General features: G+C 70.2%; 17 protein-coding genes and 1 pseudogene. 5 read left to right on the top strand and 13 right to left on the bottom strand.

Annotation, left to right across the window (positions count from 1 at the left end; all coding sequences use genetic code 11):
• Positions 1-32 precede the first annotated feature (32 nt).
• The 3 genes and pseudogenes from pbpC to HSX14_RS31750 all read left to right on the top strand — a co-directional run bounded on the left by pbpC (position 33) and on the right by HSX14_RS31750 (position 4454).
• Positions 33-2387: a peptidoglycan glycosyltransferase PbpC gene (gene pbpC, locus HSX14_RS27080; RefSeq protein ID WP_228723501.1), complete on the top strand. Its 2355-nt coding sequence runs from the start codon at positions 33-35 to the stop codon at positions 2385-2387.
• Positions 2388-2522: 135 nt separating this feature from the next.
• Positions 2523-3539: pseudogene (locus HSX14_RS31755) on the top strand (cache domain-containing protein); the annotation flags it as partial.
• 177 nt (positions 3540-3716) lie between these two features.
• A complete protein-coding gene (locus HSX14_RS31750) occupies positions 3717-4454 on the top strand; it encodes a methyl-accepting chemotaxis protein (protein WP_373874727.1) in 738 nt (245 codons plus the stop codon).
• Between the two features lie 21 nt (positions 4455-4475).
• On the opposite strand, the gene HSX14_RS27070 is transcribed toward HSX14_RS31750, so the two are convergent.
• From HSX14_RS27070 to HSX14_RS27060, 3 genes are all read right to left on the bottom strand, one after another.
• Entirely contained in the window at positions 4476-5597 is a 1122-nt protein-coding gene (locus HSX14_RS27070) for a GGDEF domain-containing protein (protein WP_173171552.1), read from the bottom strand.
• Positions 5598-5679: 82 nt separating this feature from the next.
• Entirely contained in the window at positions 5680-6126 is a 447-nt protein-coding gene (locus tag HSX14_RS27065) for a DMT family transporter (protein ID WP_173171554.1), read from the bottom strand.
• Positions 6127-6194: 68 nt separating this feature from the next.
• Positions 6195-7076: an MBL fold metallo-hydrolase gene (locus tag HSX14_RS27060; protein ID WP_173171556.1), complete on the bottom strand. Its 882-nt coding sequence runs from the start codon at positions 7074-7076 to the stop codon at positions 6195-6197.
• A 101-nt stretch (positions 7077-7177) separates the two neighbouring features.
• On the opposite strand from HSX14_RS27060, the gene HSX14_RS27055 reads away from it, so the two are divergent.
• On the top strand, positions 7178-8077 hold the full coding sequence (locus HSX14_RS27055) for a LysR family transcriptional regulator (protein WP_173171558.1): 900 nt from the start codon (positions 7178-7180) through the stop codon (positions 8075-8077).
• A gap of 182 nt (positions 8078-8259) precedes the next feature.
• Here the strand turns inward: HSX14_RS27055 and HSX14_RS27050 are convergent, their stop codons facing one another.
• The 9 genes from HSX14_RS27050 to HSX14_RS27010 all read right to left on the bottom strand — a co-directional run bounded on the left by HSX14_RS27050 (position 8260) and on the right by HSX14_RS27010 (position 15398).
• Positions 8260-10275, bottom strand: coding sequence for an NADPH-dependent 2,4-dienoyl-CoA reductase (locus HSX14_RS27050; RefSeq protein ID WP_173171560.1), 2016 nt, complete (start codon positions 10273-10275; stop codon positions 8260-8262).
• Between the two features lie 203 nt (positions 10276-10478).
• Positions 10479-10793 carry a hypothetical protein gene (locus tag HSX14_RS27045; RefSeq protein ID WP_173171562.1) on the bottom strand — a complete coding sequence of 105 codons (315 nt, stop codon included), beginning with the start codon at positions 10791-10793 and terminating at the stop codon, positions 10479-10481.
• Between the two features lie 109 nt (positions 10794-10902).
• Entirely contained in the window at positions 10903-11523 is a 621-nt protein-coding gene (locus tag HSX14_RS27040) for a GrpB family protein (protein WP_173171564.1), read from the bottom strand.
• A 20-nt stretch (positions 11524-11543) separates the two neighbouring features.
• Positions 11544-12035 carry a GNAT family N-acetyltransferase gene (locus HSX14_RS27035; RefSeq protein ID WP_173171566.1) on the bottom strand — a complete coding sequence of 164 codons (492 nt, stop codon included), beginning with the start codon at positions 12033-12035 and terminating at the stop codon, positions 11544-11546.
• A 10-nt stretch (positions 12036-12045) separates the two neighbouring features.
• Complete coding sequence (locus HSX14_RS27030) at positions 12046-12606, bottom strand: DUF4136 domain-containing protein (RefSeq protein ID WP_173171568.1); 561 nt, start codon at positions 12604-12606, stop codon at positions 12046-12048.
• A gap of 159 nt (positions 12607-12765) precedes the next feature.
• Complete coding sequence (locus HSX14_RS27025; RefSeq protein ID WP_173171570.1) at positions 12766-13377, bottom strand: DUF4136 domain-containing protein; 612 nt, start codon at positions 13375-13377, stop codon at positions 12766-12768.
• 36 nt (positions 13378-13413) lie between these two features.
• A complete protein-coding gene (locus tag HSX14_RS27020) occupies positions 13414-14178 on the bottom strand; it encodes a methyltransferase domain-containing protein (protein ID WP_173171572.1) in 765 nt (254 codons plus the stop codon).
• Entirely contained in the window at positions 14175-14480 is a 306-nt protein-coding gene (locus HSX14_RS27015) for a nucleotide pyrophosphohydrolase (protein ID WP_111262031.1), read from the bottom strand. The genes HSX14_RS27020 and HSX14_RS27015 overlap by 4 nt, the downstream gene beginning before the upstream one ends.
• Before the next feature lie 60 nt (positions 14481-14540).
• Positions 14541-15398 carry a MaoC family dehydratase gene (locus tag HSX14_RS27010; protein WP_173171574.1) on the bottom strand — a complete coding sequence of 286 codons (858 nt, stop codon included), beginning with the start codon at positions 15396-15398 and terminating at the stop codon, positions 14541-14543.
• A gap of 184 nt (positions 15399-15582) precedes the next feature.
• Between HSX14_RS27010 and HSX14_RS27005 the strand changes: the two genes are divergently transcribed.
• A complete protein-coding gene (locus tag HSX14_RS27005; RefSeq protein WP_173171716.1) occupies positions 15583-16584 on the top strand; it encodes an AraC family transcriptional regulator in 1002 nt (333 codons plus the stop codon).
• 147 nt (positions 16585-16731) lie between these two features.
• Here HSX14_RS27005 and HSX14_RS27000 read toward each other — a convergent pair whose 3' ends face one another.
• On the bottom strand, positions 16732-18087 hold the full coding sequence (locus HSX14_RS27000) for a 3-oxoacyl-ACP reductase (protein ID WP_173171576.1): 1356 nt from the start codon (positions 18085-18087) through the stop codon (positions 16732-16734).
• Positions 18088-18095: the final 8 nt, after the last annotated feature.

Genomic DNA, 18095 nt, shown 5'->3' with positions numbered 1-18095 from the left:
TGTCGCACGGTCCCACTTCGGAGCCCTCATTCTTGTCGTTCCCCTCCACCCTGCACCGTGCCCGCCGCCTCCTGAGGCGCCGCTGGGTCGCGTTGCCGCTGCTGCTCCTGGCGCTGCTCTGGTGCGCCGACCGGCTGTTCCCGCTGCCCCTGCCGGCGGATGACCGGGCGCGGGTGGTGTTGGCCGAGGACGGCACGCCGCTGTGGCGCTTCGCCGATGCCGAGGGCGTGTGGCGCTACCCGGTCACGCCGCAGCAGGTCTCGCCCTATTACCTGGAAGCGCTGCTCACCTACGAGGATCGCTGGTTCTACCGTCACCCCGGGGTCAACCCGCTGGCCCTGGGGCGTGCGGCCTGGCAGAACCTCGCCGGTGGGCGCGTGCTGTCCGGCGGCAGCACCCTGTCGATGCAGGTGGCGCGCCTGCTCGACCCGCACCCGCGCACCCTCGCCGGCAAGCTGCGCCAGCTGTGGCGCACCTTGCAGCTGGAGTGGCACCTGTCCAAGGACGAGATCCTCACCCTCTATCTCGACCGCGCGCCCTTCGGCGGCACCCTGCAAGGCGTGGCGGCGGCCAGCTGGACCTACCTGGGCAAGCCGCCCTCGAAGCTGACCCGCGCCGAAGCGGCGCTTCTCGCGGTACTGCCCCAGGCACCGAGCCGGCTGCGCCCGGACCGCTACCCGCAGCGCGCCACCGCCGCCCGGGACAAGGTGCTGCGCCGACTCGCCGAATACGGTGCATGGCCCCAGGCGGCGGTGGACGAGGCGCTGGAGGAGCCGGTGCTGCTGGCGCCGCGCCAGGAGCCGCGTCTCGCGCCCCTGCTGGCGCGCCGCCTCAACCGCCCCGGCAGCCCGCAGCTGATCCGCACCACCCTCGACGCCAACCTGCAGCGGCGCCTGGAAGACCTGCTGCTGGGCTGGCGCGTGCGCCTGCCGGAGCGCACCTCGGCGGCGATCCTGGTGGTCGAGCATTCGAGCATGGCGGTGCGTGCCTACCTCGGCTCGGTGGAGATGGACGACGCCCGCCGCTTCGGCCATGTCGACATGGTCGGCTCCCTGCGATCGCCAGGCTCCACCCTCAAGCCCTTCCTCTATGGCATGGCCCTGGACGCCGGGCTGATCCACTCCGAATCCCTGCTGCAGGACGTGCCGCGTCGCTATGGCGACTACCGCCCCGGCAACTTCTCCACGGGCTTCAGTGGCCCGGTGGCGGCCAGCGAGGCGCTGGCCACTTCCCTCAACCTGCCTGCCGTGCAACTGCTGGAAGCCTACGGACCGAAGCGCTTCGCCGGCGAGCTGCGCAGTGCCGGCCTGCCGCTGGTGCTGCCGGTCGGCGCCGAGCCCAGCCTGGCGCTGATCCTCGGCGGCGCCGGGGCGCGGCTGGAGGATCTGGTGGGGGCCTACGCCGCCTTCGCCCGCCAGGGCCGCGCTGCGGCGCCGCGCCTGCAACCCGACGACGCCCTGCGTGAGAAGCGCCTGCTGTCCCCCGGCGCGGCCTGGATCGTGCGGCGCATCCTTTCCGGCCAGTCTCGCCCGGACCTTGACCCGCAGGCGCTGCCGCCGCTGCGCCCGGCGCTGGCGGTGAAGACCGGCACCAGCTACGGCTTCCGTGACGCCTGGGCCCTAGGCGTGGGGCCGCGCTACCTGATCGGCGTGTGGATCGGTCGCCCCGACGGCACGCCGGTGCCTGGCCAGTTCGGCCTGGCCTCGGCGGCGCCCCTGCTGGTGCAGGTGCACGACGTGCTGGTCAACCGCGACGCCCAGCGCGGCAGTGCCCAGCCGCTCGACGACAAGCCCGACTCGGTGGGCATCGCCGCCATCTGCTGGCCCCTGGGCCAGTCGCTGCCTCGCGATGACGGCAACTGCCGTCGCCAGCGCCTGGCCTGGACCCTCGATGGCACCGTTCCGCCGACCCTGCAGGCCGCCGACCAGCCCCTGGGCCTCGGCCTGCGCCAGAGCGTTTGGCTGGATGCGCGCGGCCTGCGCACCGCCCCCGGCTGCCCGGGCGCCAGCGCGCACGAGCTGGCGTTGTGGCCGGCGCCGCTGGAGCCCTGGTTGCCCCGTCGCGAGCGCCGGTCGGCGCGGCTGCCGGCGGTCGCGCCGGACTGCCCGCCACCCTTGCCGCCGGCGGCCGCCGCGCTGTCCATCGTCGGCCTGCGCGCAGGCGACCAGTTACGCCGCCCCGCCGCCAGTGCCGGGCCGCTTCGGGTACGCCTCTCGGCACTGGGCGGCAGCGGCCGGCGCTGGTGGTTCCTGGATGGCCGGCCCCTGGGCGAGACGGCGGCGGACGCGGCTTTCGACCAGGTGCTTGAGGAGGTCGGCCGGCACCAGCTGAGCCTGCTGGACGAGGCGGGCGCTACCGCTCGTCTGGAGTTCAGCGTGATCGAATGAGTTTGGACTCAAGTAGGAATAGGCCTTGGGCGATAAGAGCTTGTACATTTCAACAAGATGAATTGTCCGTTTCTCTGTATACAATCTGCCGCCGCCTTCACCGAGCCCCTATAAAAATTCCCAGGAGACAACTCCATGCGCCTCTGGCAACGCAGTATTCAGTGGCAGCTGATCCTCAGCATGGGCGCGGCCCTGCTGGCCAGCATCCTCATCGTGGTGGGGATCTACTCCGCCGTGGTCAACCGCCTCACCGACCGCTACCTGGTGGGGGAAGCGCTGCCCAAGAGCACGCTGGCGATCCGCAATGACCTCGAGCGGGTACTGGCCGAGCCGCTCACCGCCGCCCAGGGCATCGCCCGGAACAGCCTGGTTCACGACTGGCTGGGCGCCGGCGAGGACCCGGCCCGGCAACAGGACTTCGTCCGCTACCTGTCCGGCGTGCAAGCGCAGCAGAAGGCGCTGACCACCTTCCTGGTCGGGCTGCAATCGGGCAACTACTACACCGACAAGGGCCTCAACCGCACGCTCACCCGCGGGCCCCAGGAGAACAACTGGTTCTATGGCTTCGTCGACGGCAGCAAGGACCGCTCGCTGGACATCGACGTCGACGCCAGCACCCACCAGCCGACCCTGTTCATCAACCAGCGCGTCTCCGCCGGTGGCAAGACCCTGGGCGTCGCCGGGCTGGGCTACAGCCTCAGCGGCATGAGCGACCTGATCCGCAACTTCCGCTTCGGCGAGAACGGCCGCGTCTACCTGGCCAGCGCCGACGGCAAGGTGAAGATCCACCCGCAATCCGACTACAACGACACCCGCACGCTGCAGGAGCTGACCAGCGCCGACGCGGCCCGCCAGTTGCTGGCCGGCGAAGGCAAGGCGGTGACCTTCGAGCGTGACGGCGAGGTCTTCCTGGCCCTGGCCCAGCCGCTGCAGTCCATCGACTGGGTGCTGGTGAGCGAGGTGCCCGAGGCGGAAATCTACGGCGACGCGCGCCAGGCCCTGGTGATGACCAGCCTGGTGGGCATCGGCGTGGCGCTGCTGTTCCTGGTGCTGGTGGTCTTCCTCGCCCGGGGGCTGGTGCGGCCGATCCGCCAGGTGACCTCCGCGCTGGTGGAGATCGGCGGTGGCGGCGGCGACCTGACCCGCCGCCTGGACGACAACCGCGCCGACGAACTGGGCGACCTGGCCCGTGGCTTCAACCGCTTCCTCGAAGGCCAGCGCAGCCTGATCGGCGAGGTGCTGGCCACCAGCCAGAGCCTGCGCACCGCCGTCGGCCAGGTGACCACGGTGGTGGAGAACACCGCCGGCCGCGCCGGGCAGCAGCAGGAAATGACCGACATGGTCGCCACCGCCGTCCACGAGATGGGCCTGACGGTGCAGGAGATCGCCCGCAATGCCGGCAACGCCGCCCTCAGTTCGCAGCAGGCCCGCGACGAGGCCCTGCAGGCGCGCAAGGTGGTGGGCGAGTCCATCGGCCACATCGAGAAGATGTCCGGGGAGATCGGCGGCGCGGCGGGCGCCGTCACCGAGCTGGCCAACCAGGTGGCATCCATCGACCAGGTGCTGGCGGTGATCCGCGGCATCTCCGAGCAGACCAACCTGCTGGCACTGAACGCGGCGATCGAGGCGGCCCGTGCCGGCGAGATGGGCCGTGGCTTCGCCGTGGTGGCGGACGAGGTGCGCACGCTCGCCAGCCGCACCCAGTCCTCCACCGACGAGATCCAGCAGATGATCCAGCGCCTGAAGTCGGGTGCCGAGACGGCGGTGACCTCCATGCACGCCGGGCAGTCGGCCACCGGCACCGGCGTCGAGGCCAGCCAGCGCACCGGCATGTCCCTGGCGGCGATCACCGAGCAGGTGGAGAAGATCAGCGACATGAACCACCAGGTGGCGGCCGCCACCGAGGAGCAGTCCTCGGTCACCGAGGAGATCAACCGCAACGTCCAGGGCATCGCCGACCTGGCCAGCGCCACCGCCGGCGAAGTACGCGCCTGCCGCGAGGATTGCCAGGTGCTCAGCCGGCTGGCCGACGACCTGGCCCGGCAGATGGGCAGCTTCCGTCTCTGACGGGCTGCCCGGTGGGGAGGGTCAGGCCGTTTCCAGGCGGTCGCGGCCCTTTTCCTTGGCCTGGTACAGCGCGTCGTCGACGCGCTTGAAGAAGGCTTCGGCATCGCCGTCGCGCTGCCCGTCGTAGCAGCCGACGCCGAGGCTGGCGGTGAGCGGCAAGCGCTCGCCCTTGAGCACCAGGCCCTTGGCCGCCAGGTCGCGGCGGAAATCCTCGGCCAGCTTGGACGCCTGCTTCAGCCCGGTGTCGGGCATCAACACACCGAATTCCTCGCCCCCCAGGCGCAGCAGCGCATCGCTGTCGCGGCGGAACACCTCGCGCATGCGCTCGGCGAACTGCTGCAGGCACTGGTCGCCCATGGCGTGGCCGTGCTCGTCGTTGATGCGCTTGAAGAAGTCGATGTCCAGGAGCACCAGCGACAGCGGCGAGCCCTGGCGCGAGGCGGTGGCGACCATGGCCGGGAACAGGTTGTTGAACTGGTAGCGGTTGCCCAGCTGGGTGAGGCCGTCGGTGCGGCTCAGGGCGTCCAGGCGCTGGCGCTGTTCCAGCAGTTGCAGCTCCAGTTCCACGGTGCCCAGGTATTCGCGGTGGCTGCGTGACAGCGCCAGCACCAGGTAGCTGAGGTAGAAGGCCAGGGTCACCAGCTCGGCCCGCTGCGGCTCGGGGTGGATGCCCAGGGCGATCAGGCCCGGCAGGTAGAGCAGCAGGATGGCGACCACGGCGCGGCGCCGGCGCATGGCGAAGTTGAAGGCCATGGCGGTGCTGAAGGCGATGGTGCTGAGGGTGGCGATGATCCGCGAGTCGGCGAAGTCGGGGGTCAGCAGCACCCAGGCGTGGGCCAGGCCCCAGGCCAGGCACGTGGCGAGGATCAGCGTCCAGTGGCGGTTGAGCCAGCCCAGCAGCTCCAGCTCCGAGCCGTTCTTCGGCGGCACGTGGAGGATGCGCGCGGCCAGCATCAGGCCGAAGAACAGGGTGCCGGCGAGGCCGAGGCCGAGGTAGTGCAGGGGCGTGGCGCTGAACAGCCAGGCGAGCAGCCAGGCCAGCAGGTAGTAGAGGCCGCCGAGGCGCGTGCGGATGCGGGTGTCCTGGATCTCGCGCCAGAGGGCGAAACCCTCGGGGTGTTGCGGCAGCTCTGCGTCAGTCATGTGCTGTGATCACAAATACGGCTGGATCGGCAGAGCTTATCGCGTTCCTCGGCCGATAGCAGCACATGGCTATCGCAGTTCGTCAGCCGCGGCGGATCATCCACACGCCGCCGATGATCAGCACCATCCCGGCGATCTTGCCGAGGCTGATGGGCGCCTCGCGGTAGCCGACCCAGCCGTAGTGGTCGAGCACCAGGGCCATGCTCAGCTGGCCGGCGAGGACCAGGGCCATGAACAGCATGGCGCCGATGCGGGGGCCGGCGAAGGCGGCGGTGGCGATGAACACGGCGCCCAGCAGGCCACCGCTCCAGTGCCACCAGGTGAGCCCCTTGAGCGCGGCGAAGCTGGGCAGCTCGCGCTGCACGGCGGCCACGGCGAAGAGCGCCAGGGTGCCCACCAGGAAGGAAATCAGCGCGGCGCTCATGACGCTGGAAACCTGCTTCGACAGCAGGCCGTTGATGCCGGCCTGCAACGGCAGGAAGGCACCGGCGATGAAGGGCAGGGCGAGCAGCCACCAGGCACTGGGCATGGGTATCTCCTGTTTTCGGGGGGCGCACAGTATGCCGCCCGCCCCCCGGGCTGTCGCCCGTCAGCGCATCAGGGCCACTGCATCTCGCCCTTGAGCACCTTGGCGCTGAGCTCCAGGTCGGCCTCGCCGGCCAGGCCCGGGTAGCGCTTCTTCATGGCGGCGATCAGCGCGGCGGCGTCCTTGGCCTTGGGCAGTTCCTGCTCCAGCGCCTTCAGGTAGTCGCGGGTGAAGCGCAGGTCGTCGAGACCGGCGGCGCGTTCGCCCAGGTAGTGGCCGGGGATCACCTGCTCGGGCTTCTGCGCTTCGATGCGGTCCAGCGCGGCGATCCAGTTGCGGCGCGATTCGGCGCTCTGCGAGTCGGCGGTCCACACGTGCATGTTGCCGCTCACCAGTACGCCGCCCAGCTGGGTGCGCAGCGAGGGCACCCACAGGCTGGTGTGGGCCGGGTCGGCGCTGTCCAGGCCGATCACCTGGATGTGCTGGCCTTCCAGCTCCAGGCTGTCGCCTTCCAGCGGCTTCGGCACCACCAGGGCCTTGGGTGCGCCGTCCTTGAGGATCGGGCCCCAGTAGGCGAGCTTCAGGTCCTTGGTGGCCTGGATGTGCTCGATGGTCGGCGCGGTGGCCAGCACCTTGGCCTCGGGGAAGGCGCGCAGCAGGGTGTCCAGGCCGAAGTAGAAGTCCGGGTCGCCGTGGCTGATGAAGATGGTGGTCAGGCGCTTGCCGCTGGCCTGGATGCGGCGCACCAGTTCGTCGGCCTCGTGGCTGGAGAACTGCGCGTCCACCAGCAGGGCGTCGTGCTTGCCGAGGATCAGCGACGAGGTGACCGGGAACACGGCCTTGTCGCCGGGGTTGTAGACCTGCAGTTGCAGGGGCTGGGCCAGGGCGCTGCCGGTGGCGGCGATCAGGGCGGCGCCGGCCAGCAGGCGGCGCAGGGAAGCGAAGGGGGCCATTGCGAAAATCCTCGATGGAAGAGGTGCCCAGGATAGTTGCTCGTAATGCAGCTAAAAACGCCATAATCCGCACTTGTTTGTTGCATATTCCGAGCGTTCTTATGGACCGGATAACCGCCATGCGGGTCTTCGTCGAGGTGGTGGAGCGGGGCAGCCAGACCGCCGCCGCCGAAGCCCTGGAAATGTCACGGGCGATGGTCTCGCGCCATCTCGCCGCGCTCGAGGAGTGGGCCGGCGCGCGCCTCCTGCATCGCAGCACCCGGCGCCTGAGCCTGACCGGCACCGGTGAGCAGATGCTGCCGCAGTGTCGCGAGCTCTGCGCCCTGGCCGAGGCCATGCAGCACCTGGGCCGGGACAGCCGCGAGGCGCCGCGCGGGCGCTTGCGCGTCACCTGCAGCCAGTCCTTCGCGCAGGCCTGGCTGGTGCACGAGATCGGCCGCTTCCAGGTGCACTGCCCGGGCGTGAGCGTCGACCTGCTGGTCAGCAGCCAGGCGGTGAACCTGATCGAGGAGCGCGTGGACCTGGCGCTGCGCATCACCAACCAGCTCGACCCCAACCTGGTGGCCCGCAAGCTCGCCACCTGCCGCTCGGTGGTCTGCGCCACCCCGGCCTACCTCGCCCGCCATGGCTTGCCGCGCAGCCCCGAGGACCTCGCCCGGCACAACTGCCTGACCTACTCCTTCTTCGGCCGCAGCCTCTGGGCCTTCTTCCGCGACGGCGAACCCTGCGCGGTGCCGGTGGACGGCAGCCTCAGCGCCAATGAGTCCATGGTGCTGCTGGAGGCCACCCTGGCCGACCAGGGCATCAGCCTGCAGCCACGCTACTCGGTGGCCGCGCACCTGCGCTCCGGTGCCCTGGTCCCCCTGCTGCCGGGCTACGAGCCCCAGGAGCTGGGCATCTACGCCCTCTATGGCACCCGCCGGCAGATGCCCACGGCCCTGCGCCTGCTGCTCGACCACCTGGCCGAACGCCTGCAGGACGACCCCGACTGGGACCTGTGAGCCTGCGCGCCCCGGGCTACGTTACGAGTGGTGCCGGGGCAGGGCTTTTCTGTGGGAGCGGATTCATCCGCGAAAGGAGCCGCCGGGTTGCACCCGGCCTAGGTCCAGGTGCGTGCGCTGGTGGCTTTCGTCGGATGGCCTGGAGCGAAGCGAAACCCCTCGAGCGGAGCGGCCGGCTGCCCCTAGAGCCTCGCCGCCAATTCCGCGCCTTCGCGTATCGCCCGCTTGGCGTCCAGCTCACCGGCACGGCGGGCGCCGCCGATCAGGTGCAGGCGCAGGTGGTCCGAGCCCTGCACCGGTTGCAGCTCGCACAGCGGCTCCTGGCCGGCGCAGATCACCACGTTATCCACAGGCAGCACCTGTTCCCGGCCCTCGATCTCGATGTGCAGGCCGTCGTTGTCGATGCGCCGGTAGGCGACCCCGCCGAGCATGTGCACGCCATTGCGCGCCAGGTGGGCGCGGTGCACCCAGCCGCTGGTCTTGCCCAGGCCGCTGCCGAGGGCGCCGGGCTTGCGTTGCAGCAGCCAGATTTCCCGCTGCGGCTTGGCCGGCTCGGCTGCCACCAGGCCGCCCGGCGTGCTGCCGCCCAAGTCGATGCCCCACTCCGCGCGCCACCGCTCCGGGCTGGGGCTCCGCTCGTGAAGCAGGTAGGCGGCGAGGTCGAAGCCGATGCCACCCGCGCCGATCAGCGCCACTTGCGGGCCCACCGGGGCGCCCTGCAGCACCTGCAGGTAGCTCAGCACCTTGGCATGGTGGATGCCCTCGATGGCCGGCAGGCGCGGGCGCACGCCGGTGGCGACTATCACGTCGTCGTAGTGGCCGCTGAGCTCGCCGGGGGCGATGCGCCGGCCCAGCACCAGCTCCACGCCCAGGCGCTGCAGGCGGGTGCGGAAGTAGCGCAGGGTCTCGTCGAACTCTTCCTTGCCGGGAATGCGCCGGGCCAGGTTGAACTGCCCGCCGATGGTGTCGGCGGCCTCGAACAGGGTGACCCGGTGCCCGCGCTCGGCGGCGACGCAGGCGGCGGAAAGCCCCGCCGGGCCCGCACCGACCACGGCGATGCGCTTGTGCTGGCGGGCGCGGGAATAGCGCAGCTCGGTCTCGTGGGCGGCGCGCGGGTTGACCAGGCAACTGGCGCGGCGGTTGGCGAAGGCGTGGTCGAGGCAGGCCTGGTTGCAGGCGATGCAGGTGTTGATTTCGTCACCCCTGCCGGCGGCGGCCTTGGCCACGAACTGCGGGTCGGCCAGCAGCGGGCGGGCCATGGACACCAGGTCCGCCTGGCCGCTGGCGACGATGGCGTCGGCCAGCTCCGGGGTGTTGATGCGGTTGCTGGCGATCAGCGGGATGCGCAGCTCCTTGCGCAGCCGCGCGGTGACCTCGACGAAGGCGCCGCGGGGCACCGAGGTGACGATGGTCGGCACCCGCGATTCGTGCCAGCCGATGCCGGTGTTGAGCAGGGTGAGGCCGGCGTCCTGCAGGGCGAGGGCGATTTCGCGCACCTCGTCCCAGGTGTTGCCGCCGTCCACCAGGTCCAGCAGCGACAGGCGATAGCCGAGGATGAAGCGCTCGCCGGCCATGCGGCGGATGCGCCGGACGATCTCCAGCGCGAGGCGCATGCGGTTTTCCAGGCTGCCGCCCCAGCGGTCGCGGCGCTGGTTGGTGCGCGGGCAGAGGAACTGGTTGAGCAGGTAGCCCTCGCTGCCCATCACCTCGACGCCGTCGTAGGCCGCCGCCTTGGCCAGGCGCGCACAACGCACGAAGGCGCGGATGGTCTTCTCGATGCCGCGCTCGCTCAGCTCCCTCGGGGCGAACCAGCTGATGGGCGACTTGAGCGGCGAGGCCGAGACCACCAGCGGGTGGTAGCCATAGCGCCCGGCATGGAGGATCTGCAACAGGATGCGCCCGCCCTCGGCGTGCACCGCCTGGGTCAGGCGCCGGTGGGCGGGCACCTCCATGCCGCCGGTGAGGCTGCTGCCCAGGGGCAGCAACCAGCCCTCGCGGTTGGGCGCGAAGCCGCCGGTGATGATCAGCCCGACGCCGCCCCGGGCGCGCTCGCGGTAGTAGGCGGCGAGCTTGCCGAAGTCCCACAGGCGGTCTTCCAGCCCGGTGTGCATCGAGCCCATCACCACGCGGTTGCGCAGCTGGACGAAGCCGAGGTCGAGGGGAGACAGCAGATGCGGGTAGGGCGATGGGCTGTGCATGGGGCGCCGTCTGCAAGGGGAACGGACCCTCACGATAGAAAGATGCGTGGGCGCGGTGAACGGCCCGGCTGACGGCATCGCCAGGCATTTCGGTCAAGGGTGGCTGTGCCCGGCGTCTTCACTCAGGTGGTAGCGGATGATCTCGTCGATGTCCCGATTGGCTCGCGCCCCTGATTGGATTGGGCTGGCGGAGGCCTCCGCACTCATCCGGCGAGGAGCCGGACAATGTTCCCCAGCCCGAACAGCAGGATGACCGCTACCCACAGGCATTTGCAGACGAACGGGAAGCGGCGGGGGCGGAGTTGCAGCAGTTGCCCCCTGACGAACATCGGGTCGAGTGCGATGGCGCTGAACAGGGCGATGATGGCCAGCCATTCACAGAGGCTGCGCACCACCATGGACGGGCTTTCGAGGGCGGCGATGAACGGCAGGGTGATCAGCGCGTAGGTCAGGGCGAAGCCGAGAAGGCAGAGCACCGAGACGCGCTGCCTGAGGTTGAGGGAGTTCCATTCCAGCATGGCCACGATCCTTGCCTGTGAGAGGGCAGCGGATCATAGGTGATGTCGCGGCAGCGATGGTCGGCACCGATTCATTTTTCTGCGTCAGCACCTCACTTGGCTTTCGATCTCAGCCCCTCACCGGCCCGCCTTCATCGCCACCCTGTATCCCGCCCGCTTCATGCATGGCCGCCGTGGCGCGGCCGAGGATGGCGCCGACCACCTCGTCCTTGCCGTCGGTGTAGGCGTCGCGGTCGGTGGGGAAGCGCTCGGCGAGGTCGCGCTTGACCCGGGCGTATTCGGCGGCGTCCTCGGGGTGGTTGCGCAGGTGGTCGCGGAACAGCAGGTGGCGCACGGCGTTGGCCTGGGTCATCACGTGGACGTGGTGGGTACGGCCCCTGCCCCTGGGGGGCATGCCCTTGACGAAGAACATGCGGTCGGTGGCCGGGTTGTCGCGCCAGAACTGGTAGCCGAGCGCTTCCAGCGGGGCGACCAGGCGCTGCCAGTCGTAGCCGGGCGGGGGCAGCAGGAGGATGTCGATCACCGGCTTGGCGGCGAGGCCGGGGACCGAGGTGCTGCCGAAGTGCTCCAGGCGCATGCCCTGGATCGCCAGGGCGTCGCTGATGGCGGTGGCTTCCTCGCGGTAGCGGCGGGGCCAGTCGGGGTCCGGGTCGACCACCTCGATGCGGTCGCTGTCTGCATTGCTCCAGTGGGTGCCGTCGAAGGTGGGTTCATCGGCTGGCGGGGTCATCCCTGTTCCTGGCATGGCGTTCAGTCGCTCGGGGTCAGTGCGCGGTCCATCAGCACCAGGGCGACGCGACGGCCGTCCGGGTCCTGGCGCTCGGCGATGCCGTTGAGCTGGTAGCCCAGGCGGGCATAGAGCAGCAGCCCGGCGGCGTTGGCGTTGAAGCAGGAGATGCGCAGGCGGGTGGCGTGGTAGTGCTCGCGGGCGAGGTTCTCCATGACGCCGACCAGGTACTGGGCCACGCCGTGGCCCCGCGCCCAGGGCGCGACCATGAGGTTGCCGAGGGCGCAGAAGTCGTTGTGCTGCCACTGGTAGAAGTTGGCGAAGCCGGCGACGCGGCCCTCCAGCAGCACCACGGTGTTGTCGCGGCGCTCGGCCATCACGGCGGCGAGCTGGCCGACGGTGAGCGGCCAGATGCCCTTGGGGTAGCAGAAGAACAGTTCGTCGCGGTCCTGGGGGAAGCCGACGACCTCGTCGAGATCGGCGGCCTGGGCGGGGCGGTGGCTGAGTGCGGTCATCGGTGCTCGGTCATTGCGGAGGGTATTGGGCGAGGACCTTGGCGACGGTCTCGCGGATCGCGGCTTCGCGTTCGGCCGGGGTCGGCGGGTCGGTGCGCATGATCTGCCCGGCGCTGCCACGCCAGACCAGCTTGCCGTCCTTGCCGTCGTAGAGGTCGACCTGGAGGGTGGCGACCTTGTAATCGTAGGTGCGCGTCTCGGTCATCGCCGGGCCGCCCCAGTAGTTGCCCCAGTAACCGCCCCAGTAGCCGCCGTAGCCGGTGGTCACCTGCTGCTGGCGATCGTCGACGATCAGCCAGCTCTGCACCTTGAGGTCCCCGGCCGCGCCGTTGGCGGCGGGACGCAGGCCGCGCTGGTCGAGCTGCTGGGCCACGGCCTCGCGGATGCGCTGCTCGGTGAGGTCGCTCTTGATGCGCGGGTCGTCGGGGCTGTACTGCAGCGCGGGCTCCTTCCAGCTCCAGCTGCGGTAGGCGGCGAAGTCGCGGTTGCGGTCGAAGTCGCGGTTGATCTCGTAGCTCTGGCAGGCGGCCAGGAGCAGGAGGGCGGAAGCGATGAACAGACGGCGGAACATGGTTGGCTCTCCTCTGCCGGAATCACTATCCAAGCGCAAGCCAGAGCGGCCGGCAAGAAGATTTCGTGCAGGCCGGCAATGGCGTGCATGTGGATCGTTACGGCGCGCGGCGGTTCCGTTTTTCGGGCCGCGAAGCGGTGGTCGGGTCGCCGTAACGGCTCAGCGCGGCGGGTAGTTCTCCAGGGCTTCCCTGATGGCTTCGCGCAGCGCGGTGGTGCGGTCGCTGCGGCTGCCGCTGGCGTCGCTCTCGGCGCTGCCGCTCCACACCGGCTGGTTGTCGCGGGCGTCGTAGAACTCCAGGTAGACCACGGCCACTTCCTGCTCGTAGGTGCGCACCAGGGGCACGGTGGCCCAGGCGCCGTACTGGTCGCGGTAGGGGCCGTTGCCGTAGTAGGCGCCGCTGGAGTCGTTGTACTGGCGCAGGCGCTTCTCGAAACGCAGGCTGGCGGCGACCTTGAGGTCGGCGGCGGCGGGCTCGCGGGATTGGCGCAGGCCGTGCTGGTCGAGGCCGGAGTTGACGATGTCGACCATCTGCTCCGGCGTCGCCCAGCTGTTGCCGGCGGGCAGGCGGCCGTTGAGCCAGGTCCAGTTGCGGTAGCGACCGAAGTCGCGCGGCGGCGCCGGGTAGGCGGAGCGGTCGAAGGTGGTGGCCGCCTCCGGCGGGGCCGGCGGCATCGGCCTGGATTCGGCCTTGTAGGGGTTGGCGCTCTGGCAGCCGGCGAGGGCCAGCAGGGCGAGGGCGGTGAATGCAGGAAGGGCAGTGCGTTTCATGGGGCCTCCGTCGAGGCGAGCCCGCAGCGGGCTCTCTTATTGGGGTCTGCAGATCCAGTGCAGGTACCGCCCCAACCCCATGAAGCTCGGGTGGCGACGGTGGGCCAGCTCCATTTCCAGTAGGTCGACCAGCTCGGCCTTGGCCTGGAATTCACTCGGCATGTAGTCATGGAAGACCCGCACGCCGCTCCGGGTTTCGACCTGCCACAGGCCGTCGAGTTGCCCGGCCAGCTCCCTCGGGTCCAGCGGCTGTTGCGGGGTCAGGCTCTGGCCTTCGCCGGCGAAGCGGTTGCGCCGCAGCTTGCGGAAATGCCCCTTGAGCAGGTTGCGGTAGATCAGCGCATCACGATTGTAGAACGCCAGGGACAACCAGCCGCCCGGCGCCGTCAGCTGGTGCAGCACGGGGAGGATGGCGTGGGGCTCGGCGAGCCATTCCAGCACGGCGTGGCAGAGCACCAGGTCATAGGGCTCGGTGAGCTGGCCGAGCAAGTCCTGCCAAGGCGCCTGGATGAAGGTGGCCTCGACGCCGGCCTCGGCGAAGCGCGCACGGGCGCCTTCGAGCATGGGCTCGGCGGGTTCGGCGAGGGTCACCTGGTGGCCGCGCTGGGCCAGCCACAGGCTCATGTGGCCGAGGCCGGCGCCGACATCCAGCACCCGCAGCGGGCGTTCGGGCAGGGTCTCGGCGAGGTCGGCCTGGAGCACCGCCAGGCGGATGGCGCCCTTGGCGCCGCCATAGATCTTCTCGGCGAAGCGCGTGGCGAGTTCGTCGAAGTGGCGGTCGTCGGGAGTCGGGGCGCTCATCGGACGAAGCGCCTCTCGCTGTCGGCCAGCTTGGCGCGGACCGCCTGCTCCATGTCGATGCCCAGTTCGCTGCACATCAGCAGCAGGTAGAGGACGATGTCGCCCACTTCCTGGCCGGCGTGTTCGAGCGTGTCGGCGGGCAGCTGGCGGGACTGGTCCTCGCTCAGCCACTGGAAGATTTCCACCAGTTCGGCCATCTCGACGCTGGCGGCCATGGCCAGGTTCTTCGGGCTGTGGAATGGCCGCCAATCGTTGTGGTCACGGATGGCGTGCAGGCGTTGGGTCAGTTCTGCGAGGTTCATGCGGCTCTCCTGGAGCCGCATAGCTTGGTGCGGCGGCTGGCGCCGCGCAAGCGTCGGCCGTCAGCCCTGCAGCGGGCTCCAGCTGCCGGCCATGTGCGGCAGGTCGTCCTTGCCGCGCAGAGCGAACTGGCCCAGGGCGGCGGGCGCGCTGGCCAGCAGGCGCACCTCGGCGGGCAGCAGCACCGGCTTCTGGAAGCGCACCTCCACTTCGTAGCCGGCATCGGGCAGGCGCGAGGCGAGGGCGGCCAGGGTGCGCGCCTTGTTCCACAGGCCGTGGGCGATGGCGCGGGGGAAGCCGAACAGCTTGGCGGTGGGCGCCGAGAGGTGGATGGGGTTGTAGTCGCCGGCGACCCTGGCGTAGCGCCGTCCGATGTCCGCCGGGGCGCGCCAGTGGTCGATCTCTTCCAGCGCCAGGGCCTCGCTTTCCGCACGCTCGGGGGCGTTGCCATCGAGGCGCATGCCGCGGAAGAGGATGCGGCTGTCGCCTTCCCAGAGCAGGCCTAGCTGGTCTTCCAGGCGGGTGATCAGGCTGAAGGTCACGCCCTTGTCATGGGGGCGCAGGCCTTCCACCGCGACGCTGACGCGGAAGGGCCCGAGGCCGCCGAGGGTGCGCAATACGCGGATACGATTCTCCAGGTGCACCAGGCCCAGCAGCGGGAAGGGGAAGCGCTTGTCGGTGAGCAGCTGCATCTGCAGCGGGAAGGCGAGGATGTGCGGGTAGGTGGGCGGCAGCTGGCCGTTGTCCTTGAAGCCGCAGACCTGCCGGTAGCGCGCCAGGTGCCGGGCGTCCACGTCCACCTGGCTGCGCAGGCCGAGGTCCGGCAGGGTGCGGCCGGTGGCGCCACGGCGCAGGGCTGCGCGGGCGAACAGGCCGGGCAGGGCGGGTGGTGCGGGCAGGTCGAGCCAGTCGGTGGCCATGGGCAGTCTCCTCGTTGCGGACCGGTGCAGCTTAGCCGCCCGCAGGCGGGGTGCATTGGCCGTGGGGCAGGGGGCGCTGGCAGGCGAGTCAATCCGTCTGCAATCGCTATCCGCGCCTTGAGCGGGGGGCCTGAAGATGCATAAGATGGCCCCCGCCCCGCATAACAAGAATATTCAGAAAATGATGCGTGATCTGACCGACGACGTGGCGCTGATGCGCCCGGTGATCGACGCCCTGCGAGCCAGCGGTGCCGACCCTGACAAGGTGCTGGTGCGTGTCGGCCTGCCGCCGGGCGGGCTGCCCGCCGGCCGCTTCCCCCATGCGGCGCAGACCCAGTTCTGGAAGGCCGCCGCCGAGGAGTGCGCCGAGGAACACGTCGGCCTGCACCTGGCCGGTCACCTGCCGGCCTTCCACGGGCTGCTGCTCGAATACCTCTTCCTCTCCAGCGAGACCTTCGGCGAAGGCCTGCGCCATGCGCTGCGCTACGTGCGCCTGCTGTCCGACACCCTCAACGCGCGCCTGGAGGTCGAGGGTGAGCGCGCCGTGCTGTCCCTGGGCCAGGACGCCAGCATCAACCGCCACTTCCCGGAGATGCTCGCCGGCGCGGTGATCCGCCTGTTCGACGCCCTTACCGAGGGCGATTTCAAGGCCTGCGAAGTGCAGCTGATGCACACCGAGGGCGCGGCCGCCGAGCGTTACCTGGCGGTGTACGGCTGCCCCGCGCGCCTCGGCGCCGAGCGCTACGCGCTGGTGTTCGATGCCGCCGTGCTGGACAAACCCTCGCGCCACGCCGCCCCGGAACTGCTGCGCATGCACGAATCCCTGGCCCGTCGCCAACTGGCCGAAGTGGAACGCCTGGACCTGGTGCGCAAGGTGCGCGAGCTGATCGGCGAACTGCTGGTAGACGGCGGCGCCACCCTGGAACAGGTCGCCGCCCGCCTCAACATGCCCGCCCGCCGCCTGCGCGAACGCCTGGCCATGGCCGGCGTGCGCTTCAACGACCTGGTCACCGACTACCGCTGCCGGCTGGCCAAGGAACTGCTGCTGAAAACCGACGAGCGCATCGAAGTGATAGTCGAGCGCACCGGCTTCTCGGAACCGAGCACCTTCTACCGCGCCTTCAAGCGCTGGGTGGGGGAGACGCCGGTGGAGTTCCGGCGACGGGGGAGGCCAGTGGGGAACTAGCTACAAGCGGCAAGTTTCAAGCCGCAAGCAAGGGCCGCGCGTAGGGTGGGCTTCAGCCCACCGGTTAAACCGCAACATCAAAGCCGGGCACAGGTCCCGGCTTTTTCTTGTCGCTTGTCGCTTGCAACTTGAAGCTTGCAGCTGACGTCAGGCCCCCAACAAACTTTGCCCACACACCCGCATCACCTGCCCGGTCAGCGACCCCGAGCTGGGCTGGGCGAACCAGGCCACGGCTTCGGCGACGTCCTGGGGCAGGCCGCCCTGGCTCATGGAGTTCATGCGGCGGCCGGCTTCGCGGATGGTCAGGGGGATGGCGGCGGTCATCTGGGTCTCGATGAAGCCCGGGGCGACGGCGTTGATGGTGATGCCGCGCTTGGCCAGGGACGGGGCCCAGGCCTGTGCCAGGCCGATCACGCCGGCCTTGCTCACCGCGTAGTTGGTCTGGCCCATGTTGCCGGCGATGCCGCTGATGGAGGCGATCAGCACCACGCGGCCGTTGTCGTGCAGCTTGCCGGCGTCGAGCAGGGCCTGGGTCAGCACCTGCGGGGCGTTGAGGTTGACGTTGATCACCGAGTCCCAGAAGGCGTCGCTCATCTTCGCCAGGGTCTTGTCGCGGGTGATGCCGGCGTTGTGCACCACGATGTCGAGGCCGTCCGGCAGCGCTGCCACCAGCTGCGCGGCGGCGCCGGCGGCGCAGATGTCCAGGGCGATGCCGCGCCCGCCCAGGCGTGCGGCCAGGGCGTCGAGGGATTCCTTGGCCTGGGGCACGTCCAGCAGCACCACCTCGGCGCCGTCACGGGCGAGGGTTTCGGCGATGGCCGCGCCGATGCCGCGCGAGGCGCCGGTGACCAGTGCCTTCAGGCCATTGAGCGGGCGGCTCCAGTCCTTGACCTGGGCGCTGCTGGCCGAGAGGCGCAGCACCTGGCCGGAAACGTAGGCGCTCTTGGGCGAGAGGAAGAAGCGCAGGGCGCCTTCGAGCTGGTCCTCGGCACCCTTGCCGACGTACACCAGCTGCACGTTGCCGCCGCGGCGGATCTCCTTGCCCAGGGAACGGGTGAAGCCTTCCAGCGAGCGCTGCACGGCGGCGGCCACGGTGTCCTTCAGCGACTCCGGCGGGCGGCCCAGGACCACCACGCGCGGGCACTTGCCCAGGCCCTTGAAGGCCGGCTGGAAGAAGTTGCGCAGCTCGATCAGTTGCTCGAAACGGGTCAGGCCGCTGGCGTCGAACACCAGCGCCTTGAGTTTGGGGCCGTGCTCGGCGGTCCAGCGGGCCAGGCCGAAGCGGCCCTCCTCGGCGGCGAAGGACTGGTCGGTGAGCTTGTTCAGCACGGTGCTGGCGGCTTCGGCCAGGGCCCCTTCACCCCCCAGCAGCAGGGCGCCATCCACCGGCCGGGTGCGGCCCGCCATCCAGCGCTCCAGGCGCATCGGCGCGGGCAGCCCGAGGGCGCCGACCAGGCGTCGGCCGGCATTGGAGTTGGCGAAGGCGAGATAACGGTCGGACATGGGGGCAG

Source organism: Pseudomonas tohonis (assembly GCF_012767755.2).
GTDB classification, from domain to species: domain Bacteria; phylum Pseudomonadota; class Gammaproteobacteria; order Pseudomonadales; family Pseudomonadaceae; genus Metapseudomonas; species Metapseudomonas tohonis.
Note: the sequence above shows the minus strand (reverse complement) of the source record. Positions and strands in the feature narration are given on the sequence as shown.